This is a genomic window from Streptococcus sp. HMSC10A01, assembly GCF_001807785.1.
Classification (GTDB): Bacteria; Bacillota; Bacilli; order Lactobacillales; family Streptococcaceae; genus Streptococcus; species Streptococcus gordonii.
The window spans coordinates 308,919-321,014 of record NZ_KV790983.1 but is presented as its reverse complement, the minus strand read 5'-3'; the positions used below and the strand labels follow the sequence as shown (position 1 = coordinate 321,014).

Below are 12,096 nucleotides of genomic sequence, written 5' to 3'. Positions count from 1 at the left end.
CAGCTGGAAGCAGTCAGGTTTCTTACTTCCAGCTTAAAAATAAAGGAGTTTTGTATGGAGTTTCACCGAAAACAACGTTTTTCAATTCGAAAGTATGCTATAGGGGTAGCATCTGTATTGATTGGACTGGCTCTTGTTGGACCACTGGTTGCGGCAGATACAGTAACCTCTGAAGAACAAGCAGTTACAGCGTCTACAATGGATACTGCACCGACGACGGAAGAAAATCATCCTGTCAAAGAGGAAGAAGTAAGAAAACCGGAAGAACCGTCTCTTCCTTCTACTCTTGACTCGGGTCAGACAGAAGTTGTTCAGCCATCTGATAAGGGTAATGAGCCTGTAAAAGAAAGTGGCAATGAGCCCGATAAGGTAAGCACTGAAAAAGAGGCAGGAAGTAATATCACTCCTGAACCTGAGAAGAGAAGTGAAAATGATTATAAGCAGCCTGTCCTTGATACCTCAAAGAAAGTAGCTCAGGAAAATATAGAAGAAAAATCCCACAAAGAAGTAGCTGAAGCTCCAAAAAATGAACTGGATGAAGCGACTCCTGTAGAAGCTCTTGTTCGCCTAAAGGAAGAAAAAACACCTGGCGAAGCCCCTCTTACATCAGCTACAGACAAGGCTAGACGAATTGAGAAGACAAATCGGGAACACGAGGAATTTTTAAAAGAATTAGAAAGACAGTCCATTCGCTTTAAGAAACTATATGATATTAATCTTTTGTTTAGTGGACTTGCTTTAGAAACGACTTACGGAGATGCGAAGAAAATTCGAGGTTTGGCGCGTGTCGATGCTGTGGACTACGCTCCTCTTCGGCGGACCAGAGTGGAAGAGCCGCAACCAGCTGTCGCTTCCCCAACCCCAAGTCCTGCCAAAGTTAGCGAAGAAAACAGTTTAATCAATTTACAACCGCTCTGGGATAAAGGGATTAAAGGTCAGGGTCAGGTTGTAGCTGTGATTGATTCAGGAGTTGATCCTGCCCACGACGCTTTTCGTTTAACGGACATCAGCAAGGCAAAATTCAAAAGTGAAGCTGATATTGAAGCAGCCAAGAAAAAGGCTGGTATTACCTATGGTAAGTGGTACAACAACAAAGTCGTCTATGTTCATAACTATAGTGATATGGATGATAATGTAAAAGAAGAAGATCCGATTTCACATGGTGCCCATGTGGCTGGGACTGCCGTAGGAAATGCTTCTCAACCATCTCCAAACGGGGAAATTTTCCGCGGGGTAGCTCCGGAAGCTCAGCTCATGTTTTTGCGCGTCTTTTCAGATACGAAAGGTGGACAAGTCCAAAACTTTATTTATACCAAGGCTGTGGAAGACGCTGTGAAGCTTGGGGCTGATACCATTAATATGAGTTTAGGAACTGCCTCAGGCTCCATCTATGATGTTGGTGAAATCACCCGTCAAGCCTTCGATGAAGCTCGCAAGGCGGGAGTGACCATTACTGTTGCTTCTACCAATATGGCAACCAATGGTTTTTGGCATAGTAAGCCACTTGCTACAACACCTGATTACGGGATGACAGGGACACCGTCAGTCAATCCAAATGTTATTTCTGTTGCTTCAATCAATAGCTTGACTAAACACGTTTCAACGGAAGCAAGCTTAACCGTTAAGGAACTAGTCGGTTCTACAGAATTTCCTGATGGTAAAATTCCAATGCATTCTTTTGTTGAACGAGATGGTTTCCGGACGACCATTCCACAAAATTATATCCATGTGGAAAATGGTGGGCTGGAAAACTATCAAGGAGATCAGATTAATGGCCGTTTGGTTTTGACTGAAAGAGGCGGTCAGGTCTCAGATGTTGAAAAAGTCAAACAGCTGAAAGCGGCTGGAGCAGCTGGAGTGATCTTCTATCAGACAAAAGAGCAAGGAGAAAGGCCTACTCCATTTGATCTAGAAGGTTTAGGGGAGCGTTTCCCTGTTGGGGTAATCGGCCACCGTGCAGGAGAGGTTTTGTCCCAGCACGCCAGTGATTATCAACTGAACATTGCCAACAAATTTAAGCGTGTACCGTATGAGGCTGCTAAACAGATGTCAGACTTTTCATCTTGGGGCTTATCAGTTGATGGTGACTTGAAGCCGGATGTGACCTTGCCAGGTGGAATGATTTACTCATCTGTTAATAACGGTGAATACTATATGGACAGAGGGACAAGTATGGCATCTCCTCATGCTGCTGGGGCAACAGCTTTAGTCAAGCAGTCTTTGAAAGAGCGTTTCCCTTATCTGACTTCTGAACAGCTTCAAATCCTCGTCAAGCAAATGACGATGAGTACAGCGGTTCCTCATGTGGATGAAGAAACCAAGGCCTATTCCTCTGTTCGTCAGCAGGGAGCTGGAGTCATGGATGTGACAGCTGCTGCTCTAGGTGATTTATATGTCACTGCAAAAGGCGAAAAGAGTAGCTTGACCTTGGGAAATGTGAAGGACACTTTCGAGTTTGATGTGACAGTTCATAATTTGTCTGATCAGGAAAAGACGGTCACCTACGAAACAACTCTTCAGACGGATCAAGTTGAAGATGGGAAATTTACGCTCCACCCACTTCTTTTAGAGACCCTGACAGGTAAAGAAACTGTCACTGTTCCAGCTCATGGTCAACGGACCATTCGTGTCTCAGTTGATGCCAGCAAGTATCAATCCGAGCTGAGTAAACAAATGCCAAATGGTTATTTCCTAGAAGGATTTTTCCTTGTTAAAGATGCTAAGAGTAACCAGCATTTGGTCAGTCTTCCTTATGTGGGTTTCCGAGGGGAATACCAAAATCTGCGAGGAATTGAAAAACCGATTTATGAATATACTGGCTCTGACAAACCTTTCTATTACTATAAGGACAAAACAGACTATCCAGATAGCAAGATTCCTGATGTGGAAGAGCGGCATCCAGATAATCATTTTACATCCTTGATCAGCTATGTGTACGAAAACGGCGAATCTGTAGCTAAAACACTGGGACAGGATGGCGAAAAGTTTGATGGGGATCAACTCTACTTTTCACCAAATAACGATTCTAGTTTTGATAGTGTGAAGGTAAAAGCTGTTATGCTCCGCAATGTCGAAAATGTGCATCTGACAGTCTACAAGAAAGAAGACACAGAGAGAAAACAACCCATTTATGAGATCGGAAATGAAGTTCATAGAAAAACGGACTGGAGCTACCGAAGCGGAAACAGAAGTGAAGAATTCTATGAAATTTCTTGGGAAGGTTTGGATAATGATGGGAATCGGCTTCCAGATGGAGAATATCAATTTGTCATTTCCTACCGTCCATCAGCCTCTGGTGCTAAGAAGCAGGAGTTGAATTTCAAAGTAAAAATTGATAATACGGCTCCAAGTATAGAGACGGGTAGCGCCCACTATGATCCTAAGACCAGAGTTTTCCGTCCTGGAAAGATTATCGAAACAGGAAGTGGAGTCGCAGGTACTTATCTGTCATACACTAAAGATGGAGAAACGCATGCCTTGACTCCAGAAGAAGATGGAAGCTATCTCATTCCTGAGGGAGTAGATCTTTCAACAGTTCGTTATTCAGTTTGGGATAAGGTATACAATACAGCTGAGCTAGACTTGCAAGGAAATAAAGTAGAGACTAGCGAAGACCTAACAGCTCAAGCAGCTTCGGTCGCTGAAGAGCCAACGTCAAGTCCAGAAAATAAAGAGACCCCTGATAAGGGGACCTTGGAGCTTGTCTTTACGGACAGTAGCGGAGAGGTAATTAATTATTATCCATCAATCGTGCGTTACCAAGTCTTTGATGATCAGAGGCGTGCTGTAACTGGTGAGTTTAATTTGTCCTATAATGGTGGCAACTTCCCAGAGCTCCCATTTGGCACTTATACAGTCAAGATTACTCTTTCTGATTACCATTATGATTGGGGAGATGAGCTAGTGAAAAAAGTGACAGTTTCTCCTGAGGATCCTCATCCAAAAGTCACCTTTGCTTCTCGCTATTTATCCGAGAATAAGTTGACAATAGGTTTTGACAAGCCAGTGCCAGAAGGAACTATTGTGAAGACTATTGATGAGAAAGGGGTTATCCGTACGCTTGCTCATAGTATTTATGATCTTCTGAGCTTTGAAAGCATGCTGATGAATGGAAACTATCGTATTCATGTTGAGCTTCCAGCAGGATATCGCGCGACTGAAAATGACTTTATCTATGAAGTCACAAATAAGATTAATCGTTATGTTTTATCCTATCTGAAGGAGATGGTGATTCCGACGCCTGATCCAGATCAAGATAGTGGAATAATTGTAAAACCAGATAGGAAACCAGGAGTCCCAGCTCCTACAAATCCGGATAGTCGTCCTACTTTTGAAACAAATAAAGCTAGTGAAAAAGTTGCAACAGCTATGCCACTAACGATTAACTATAAAACAGCTTCTAGTAAGCAAGAAGAATCTGGTGTCCTTCCGAAGACAGGACAAGAGGACCAAACTTCTCTAGCACTCAGTCTCTTTGGAATAACTTCGCTAGCATTGGTCGGAATGGCCATTCACAAAAAGCGTGAAGAAAGCGAATAGTCTATAGGAGAATTAAAAATCTTTTAAGTTAGCTTACCTACATAAGAAACAACCGGAGTCATTTTAGACTCCGGTTGTTTTTGTTATTTATTTAATCAATAAGATTATTTTCTTCTGTCCAGACGCTTCTAGTAAATAATATTGAGAGTACAGCTAATACAAGAAAGGCGATGCTAGTATAGATATAGGGCTGATCCAGCGTCGTGGAACGTCCAGATAGATTAACAATGCCTCGGAAAAGGACACCCGCCGTGAGAGTAGCAACTGCTGAGTTCCAGAGGTTGAGGCTGAGTCTTGAGAGGTTAGGAATGATCTTGAGTAGGATTAATAAGAGGATGCCTCCAACTAAAGGAACTGCGTAGAGATAGTGCATATAGGTAGAGGTTTCACCAAAGCTAAAAGATTCATATATACGGCTAAAGGCAAAGAAGAAGATACTTAAGAGAGTATAGACAAGAGCTGTCTTCTTGAAACGTTTTTTGCTTGGATTAGTAACCGATGTAGACAATGTCGCTCACCGCCCTTTCTGAAATATTTCCATTGGTCGTTGGTTTGTTGATCACCTGACCATTGAAGTAGAGTGTAGAAGATCCGCCACCGTCAAGGTTATAAGCAGTCTTGACGCCATACGATTTCATAACTTCAGCTAACTCATAGAGGGATAGTCCCTGACTTTCTGAGGTCCGGCCATCTGACACGACAATAATATAGTGGTTTTCGTCGATAATACCGATGGCTGTACGTGGGTTCGAAGACATGGATTGACCAACTTCAGAATTAGTGTCAACAACAATCTCACCGTTTTCTACTAAGGATGGACCAAAGGCTAGGAGGTTAACAACTCCGTCTTTCACCAGCTGTTCTGCAGATGTTTCGTCCTCATAAATGATCTTAAATGAGCCGGCCTTGTAAATCGCCAAATCGCCATTGCTGGAGTCTTCTCGGACGGTATCACGGTAGACAACCCCGTTGCGGATAACATAGCCAGTGGAATTTGCCCCGTAGTAGTCACCGTTGACCGCTAAAATAGCATTGTTGTTGGCAGCAGTGACAGAGGTTTTGGCAGTGACATTGGTTCCATATGTGTTTTGAGCCAGAGCAGTTTTTAAATATTCAGCAGAGCTGACAGTTATGTCAGCAATATAAACCTGGGTATTGCTCACTGTTTTTTCTGTCAGTGTAATGGAGATATTGTCGTCACTATAGCTAGTATCAGACGTGCTGACATTGGTTGCCGTTGTACTGGTGCTACTACTTGTAGTATTGGCTTTAACAGTTGTGATGGACTCTGATAAGACAAAGGTTTTGAGCATAGAGTAGCTGAAAGATGCTGTCAACAATAAGCCAAAAAGACTAGCATAAACATAAGATTTTTTAAATAATTTCATGATACGGTGTGGGTCCTTTCTTTAAAAATAAACTTCTTTTGGATAAGCCAAGAGAGCGAAAATAGCAGAATGCCGACCAAAATCTTAACGAGTAGAAGGTTGATCCCAAAGACAGCGTAGAAGAGTCTAATTAGAAGGGTGTCTAATATAAACAAACCCAGAGCCAGGCCAAAGTAGCCACTTCCTGTTTTTGCAATGCTATCTTCATTTTTAAAGACGAGCTTTTTATTGGTGGAGTAATTAAAAATAGAGCTAGTAACGCGGGCAATCCCATTGGCAAGTAGAATACGCAGAGTTGTCGGCACAGCCACCAGAAAGAGTAGGGCGACAGCGTAGACTAGATAGTCCACAATGAAGCTACTTAGTGAGGATAGAGCAAACTTAAACATATCTTTGTAAATCATTAAGCCATCTTGAATGGGTCTGAAATGGGAAGTTTTATTATCATCGATGTAGACGGTCTCGATCGGAACTTCCACGATTGGATAAGCCTTGCAGGCTTGCAGAAGTATATTCATTTCGTATTCATAGCGTTGACCTTTAATGGAAAGCATAAATGGAAGCATATTGCTAGTGAAAGCACGGAGGCCAGTCTGAGTATCAGAAACAGCGACGCCGGTTTGTTGCTTAAATAACAGACGAGTCAGACTATTTCCAAATCGACTTCGTAGAGGGACCTTTCCGGTAAATGAGCGTGCTCCTAAGATTAACTTCTGAGGTTGCTCATGGGCACAGCGGGTAACACGTAGAATGTCCCAAAGCTTATGTTGACCGTCTGCATCTGCTGTGACAATGACACCATAGCGATCTTGAGACTGAATATAGCGAAAAGCTGTCTTTAGGGCCTGTCCCTTGCCTTGGTTAAGAGAATGATGCAGGATAGTTGCATACGTTGCTGCTTGTTCGAAGACACGATTACATGAAGCAGAACTGCCGTCATTGATTACGATTACTTCAAAGTCACTCTTTTCACGAACTTTTTTTATTAAGCGAATGAGATTGTAATCTGGCTCATAAGCTGGAATAACGAGATAATCCATAAGCTGTACCTCTTTCTTAGATGTTTGATAGATAAGATACAGAACAGTATAAAGAGCAGTCCTTAAAGCTAACTGATATCAGTTTTCTTTAAGTTTGGCTTAATATTTGTTTAAGGAAAAATGGCCGAGAGACAAGAAAAAAGAGGGAGGCCAGACTACTTGTTTAAACAGTTAGTCTGGTCTCACCTCGTTAAGAGACAGAAGTCAGAAATTTTGTACTTTTGATCCATTATTCCAAAATTAACATGCCTTCTTTAATGGCAAATGGATCTGTCTCGTTGATCCGATCGTAGAACATGATACCATTGATATGGTCAATTTCGTGTTGGACAACGATAGCCTTGTAACCTTTAAGTTTTACTCGATGTTTTTCACCATCTTTATCGAAGTAATCTACAGTGACACGCGCATGTCGGACTACATAGCCAGGGACATCGCGGTCGACTGATAGGCAACCCTCTCCATCAGCCAAAGCTGCATCTTGGACAGAGTGGGCCACGATTTTAGGATTGTACATGACTTCTTTTAAAGCATAAGCTTCTTGGGGTGGATTGCCGTTTTCATCCTCAGGGTTAGGTAAGAGAACAGCGATGATACGGCGGGAAATATCAAGCTGCGGAGCAGCCAGTCCCACACCGCCACGCAATCCAAGTTTTTCAGCCATGACTGGATCTTGTGAATTGTGTAAGAACTGCATCATTTTTTCGCCCAAAAGAATATCTTCGTCCGCTAAGGGAAAAGAAACTTCCTCAGCAACAGCGCGTAGGGTTGGATTTCCCTCGCGAATAATATCCTTCATATCAATCAAATGAGCTGGTTTAATAAGTTTTTCAATAACAGACATCTTCTCTTTCCTCTTTCTTTCTATAAGATACTATATCACAAAACAGACTAGAAATAAAGAAGACGACTTGATGATGAATTTTTCTAAATAAACAGATTGCGTCTTTGTGCAAAAAACTGTATGATACTAATAGTGTGTTATTGAAGGGAAAGAAAATGAAAAGAACAATGGAAAAAATCAGTATCCTGAGTCTATCTTTGGTACTGACAACCTCTTTTTCAATCTCCAGTGCCTTGCCGGCCATGTTTGATTTTTATAAGGACTATCCAGCCGATAGGATAGAACTTCTAGTGTCCCTGCCCTCTATAGGGATTATGGTCATGCTCTTGTTGAATGGACTAATTGAGCGTTTCTTATCTGAAAGGATCATGATTGTGACTGGCTTGCTGATTATGTCTGCTTGCGCCTTTGTTCCCATTTTGAATCCATCCTATAATCTAGTCTTTCTTTCCCGTTTAATTTTTGGCTTGGGGACAGGCTTGATCAATGCTAAGGCTATTTCAATTATTAGCGAGCGTTACCAAGGTCATGAGCGCATACAGCTCTTAGGCTATAGAGGATCAGCAGAAGTAGTGGGGACAGCCCTTCTGACTCTGGCAGTCGGCCAACTTTTGCGCTTTGGCTGGACAGCAACCTTCCTTGTTTATACCTTCTGCTTTTTGGTTTTGGGACTTTTTCTCCTCTTTGTTCCTTATGAAAAAGGGGAAGTTCATCAACATAAGCAGGCCAAGAAAGAAAAAATGACAGCAGGCCAGTTCCGCTTCACCTTATTATCAGCTTTGGTGGCTGGGGTAATTGTACTCAGTAATACAGCCATCAACTTGCGCGTACCTAGTCTAGTGTTGTACCATCAAATAGGGACAGCTCAAACGGCCAGTTTGATTTTAAGTGGTATGCAGTTAATTGGAATTGTGGCTGGTGTTAGCTTTGCTCCTATGGTCGGAATTTTTAAGGACCGTTTACTGACGATTATTGGAATTTGTTTTGGCTTGAGCTTGATTCTGATTGGTCTTTCCAGCAATATATGGATGTTAGCTTTTAGTGCCCTTTTTGCAGGCTTTACCTACAGTATAACTCTGACGACCGTTTTTCATACAGTGTCAGAAAAGATCCCCCCTCATCTAATCAATCAGGCTGTTTCAATTACTGTTTTAGGTTGCAGTGGTGGTGCCTCTGTGACGACATTTCTCCTTTCTTTGATTGGTCATCTATCTCAAGCTCCGCTGTTCATTTTCTCCGTCCTAGGAGTTGTCATGATGATCATAGCAATGCTAAGTTACAATATCACAAAGGAATAATATGCGCCTAGATAAATTTTTGGTAGAAAATGGTCTTGGTTCACGAAGCCAAGTGAAGGAACTCTTGAAAAAAGGTTTAGTTTTGGTCAATGGTAGAGCGGAAAAATCTCCCAAGACTCAGATTAACGAGACGGCGGATCAGATTGTTGTTTCTGGTCAAAAGTTGACCTATGAAAAGTTTGTTTACTATCTTCTTAACAAACCTAAGGGATATATCTCAGCAACAGAGGACGAACGACATAAAACAGTTCTGGATTTGTTGGATGAGACTGCCCGTCAGAAAGAAGTCTTCCCTGTCGGGCGCTTGGATATTGATACCCATGGTCTGCTCCTTCTGACCAATAACGGTAAGCTAGCTCATGCTATGCTGTCACCCAAAAAACACGTAGAGAAAATCTACCGAGCTCAAGTAGCTGGCTTGATGAATCAATCAGATGTGGAGAGGTTTGCTAGAGGGATAGAGTTGAAAGGCTTTACCTGTCAACCGGCTCAACTCAAGATTTTAGAAGTAGATGAGGAAAAAGAGACCTCTCTCGTAGAAATTACCCTAGCTGAAGGCAAGTTCCACCAAGTTAAGCGCATGGTGGCTGCCTGTGGAAAAGAAGTTACGGATCTTCAGCGCCTCTCGATGGGACCCCTGCAATTGGATCCTGAGCTTGCCCTCGGAGAATGGCGTCGTTTAACAGAAGAAGAGATGAAATCTTTGGAGAGATTTCAGGTAGAATTATAATGAATTTAATTTTATAATATTGTCGCACCTTCGAGGTTGGAATGAAAATCTGACTTCGAGGGTGCTTTTGATTTTTGCAAAATTTTTGCAAAATAGTGGGAAGTTTCCAATTATTTGAAGATGAGAATTTTTTGTAAGATTAAGTCTGGATTTGAAACGGGTGAATAGTGTTCATTGATAACCTTTTGTGGTATAATAAGAGTGAATCTTTGAGCCCTTCTAATGTTTTTTTATGTTGCATTATGATCCTCGGAGATGTTTTTTTGTATATAGCGAATGTTTGATCTGATTCTTAAATTTATAAAGTCATTGTTCTTTCTGTATTTTATGTAAATTACGGGGTGATATACTTGATATTTTTGCCAAAAAATTATATGATTTTAAACTGAGTGTGAAATAATACGATATATGAAAGTATTTTCGACCTAATTTTGTTCTTAAGGCGAACAAAGGATATAAAAAAAGGAGAGAAATGTGAAGACTTTACTATTCGGAAACACAGGTTACATAACTAAAGAGTTCATTGAGGAGGCTTTCCCCAATAGCGACGTCTATATTTTTGGAAAGACCAACTTAACTAGCCTAAAGCGAGTAACAGTTTTTAAGAAGACAGAAGCAATCGGAATCGCTGAAATCTTAGAAAATTATCGCTTCGATCAGATTTTGTATCTTTCAAATTTCTTGACCTATAAAAATCAACAGATTGGGGAATTGGAAAGACTACAGGATTTCTTAAAAAACACTTCTAAATTGACCTGGTCTAACATTATCTATCTGACCGGACCAGAAATCATCAATCTGCCTCAGGATTTAGAAAGAGCAGCAGAAAATCTTTGCTTGCATTGGGCTCATACCTACAGTGGTTCTCTCAAGATTATTAGAAGTCCTTATGTTTATTCTGCAACACAGCCAGAGGACTATTTCTACGGTTTAATGTCTAATATCCGACGCAATCAGCCAATTCGTTTCGATGAGCAGCCCGATGAAGTGGCAAACTTTATTAATTCAGAAGACTTAGCAGAACTTGTTTATAAAGTATTTAATAGTTGGACAGATGAGATTGAAGTTCTAACAATTCCTAGTCCGTTTCAGGATACCTTCCAGCAGTTGGCGACCAAGTTACAAAACTTAGAGCTTTCGCACAGTACGATTGGCTTCCAATCATCCAATAAGCTATCGCCTCTCTACCAAACAATGGACAAGAATAATCTGCGTGGTAGGTATGGTTGGTTTATCCATTATTCTATTTTGGATGATTTATCAGATCTCTATTGCCAATTTGCTTCTGAAAGTAAGCCTTTAAGACGGCTTGAATTTCGCGGTTTGAGGAAAAATATCTATAGACTGCGGGGTCATAATGATTTCCAAAAAACAGCAGAGATTTTACTGGCCTTTCTCTTGTCAGAAGTCCTCAGCTTTGTCGTTGCAAGATTTAATCAGCTAGGCATGATTGATGTGCGCCTCTTATTTGTAACCTTAATTAGTACTATTTTTGGGACAGTATATGGCGTCTTTGCTGGTGTTCTGTCTGTTTTAGGCTTATTTGTAACGAGCATAGCAGCAGGTAATAAGTGGCAATCAATTGTATATAACACTGATAGATGGCTCCCATTTGCCGCTTATATCTTCGTGGCTCTTATTTGTGGTATTATCCAGATGAAATACCAAGATGAGAAGGAATTGCTGGAAAAAGAAAATCAGTTGTTGAATGAGCAAAATGACTTTTTGACTCTGTCATATGAAGATGCGGCTCATGATCGAGATGCACTAGTTCAAAAAGTAGTGAGCAGTAGCAATGGCAATAGTCAACTATACGCTGTTCACAAACGTTTAAACAAGAAAACAGTTGAAGAAGTGATTGCTGAAGCCGAAAAAATCATTGGGGAAGAATTTTCAACTGATGAAGTTCATTTTTACCCTTTGTCTCCTTTTTCTAACTTTAAGATAGAGCTCTATCCTCAGTTGAAAGAAGGTTTGGAAAAAGAAGCGGTTTGGATTAACAAAAAAATGCTTCCAGACTATCCTGTTTTTGCAGTAGAAATGAAGAGTGCTTCTGGGCTTCATTATTTGATATGGGTCGACGAAGTTTCTTATGATCAATTGACTTTCTCAAAACTTCATTTCCTACAGATGGTAAGTGAACTGACAGCGTCTATGATAGATAAGGCCGGTTACTATCAAGTCTTCTCTAGCATGAATAAAGATTCTGGTCTGACCACGCATAGCAGTCCCGGCGAAATGAGGCAAGGAAACTAAA

At 41.1% G+C, this 12,096-nt stretch carries 8 protein-coding genes; 4 read left to right on the top strand and 4 right to left on the bottom strand.

Going from position 1 to position 12,096, the window contains the following annotated elements; genetic code table 11:
* Nucleotides 1-54: 54 nt before the first annotated feature.
* Nucleotides 55-4,539 carry an SGO_0316/SGO_0317 family LPXTG-anchored serine peptidase gene (locus HMPREF3108_RS08670; RefSeq protein ID WP_048777359.1) on the top strand — a complete coding sequence of 1,495 codons (4,485 nt, stop codon included), beginning with the start codon at nt 55-57 and terminating at the stop codon, nt 4,537-4,539.
* A 91-nt stretch (nt 4,540-4,630) separates the two neighbouring features.
* Here the strand turns inward: HMPREF3108_RS08670 and HMPREF3108_RS08665 are convergent, their stop codons facing one another.
* The 4 genes from HMPREF3108_RS08665 to def all read right to left on the bottom strand — a co-directional run bounded on the left by HMPREF3108_RS08665 (nt 4,631) and on the right by def (nt 7,811).
* Entirely contained in the window at nt 4,631-5,047 is a 417-nt protein-coding gene (locus HMPREF3108_RS08665) for a hypothetical protein (protein ID WP_011999846.1), read from the bottom strand.
* Nucleotides 5,028-5,927, bottom strand: a complete 900-nt coding sequence (locus HMPREF3108_RS08660; protein ID WP_070494253.1) for a phosphodiester glycosidase family protein — start codon at nt 5,925-5,927, stop codon at nt 5,028-5,030. The genes HMPREF3108_RS08665 and HMPREF3108_RS08660 overlap by 20 nt, the downstream gene beginning before the upstream one ends.
* Nucleotides 5,924-6,967 (bottom strand): bifunctional glycosyltransferase family 2/GtrA family protein, encoded by a 1,044-nt coding sequence (locus HMPREF3108_RS08655; protein ID WP_070494251.1) that lies wholly within the window; start codon nt 6,965-6,967, stop codon nt 5,924-5,926. Before HMPREF3108_RS08655 ends, HMPREF3108_RS08660 begins: the two co-directional genes overlap by 4 nt.
* Nucleotides 6,968-7,196: 229 nt before the next feature.
* Nucleotides 7,197-7,811, bottom strand: a complete 615-nt coding sequence (def, locus tag HMPREF3108_RS08650) for a peptide deformylase (RefSeq protein ID WP_045505510.1) — start codon at nt 7,809-7,811, stop codon at nt 7,197-7,199.
* A 155-nt stretch (nt 7,812-7,966) separates the two neighbouring features.
* Between def and HMPREF3108_RS08645 the strand changes: the two genes are divergently transcribed.
* From HMPREF3108_RS08645 to HMPREF3108_RS08635, 3 genes are all read left to right on the top strand, one after another.
* Nucleotides 7,967-9,109 (top strand): MFS transporter, encoded by a 1,143-nt coding sequence (locus tag HMPREF3108_RS08645; RefSeq protein WP_070494250.1) that lies wholly within the window; start codon nt 7,967-7,969, stop codon nt 9,107-9,109.
* A 1-nt stretch (nt 9,110) separates the two neighbouring features.
* Nucleotides 9,111-9,839 (top strand): pseudouridine synthase, encoded by a 729-nt coding sequence (locus HMPREF3108_RS08640; RefSeq protein WP_070494248.1) that lies wholly within the window; start codon nt 9,111-9,113, stop codon nt 9,837-9,839.
* A gap of 474 nt (nt 9,840-10,313) precedes the next feature.
* Nucleotides 10,314-12,095 (top strand): Rossmann-fold NAD(P)-binding domain-containing protein, encoded by a 1,782-nt coding sequence (locus tag HMPREF3108_RS08635; protein WP_070494246.1) that lies wholly within the window; start codon nt 10,314-10,316, stop codon nt 12,093-12,095.
* The last annotated feature ends 1 nt before the right edge of the window (nt 12,096 follow it).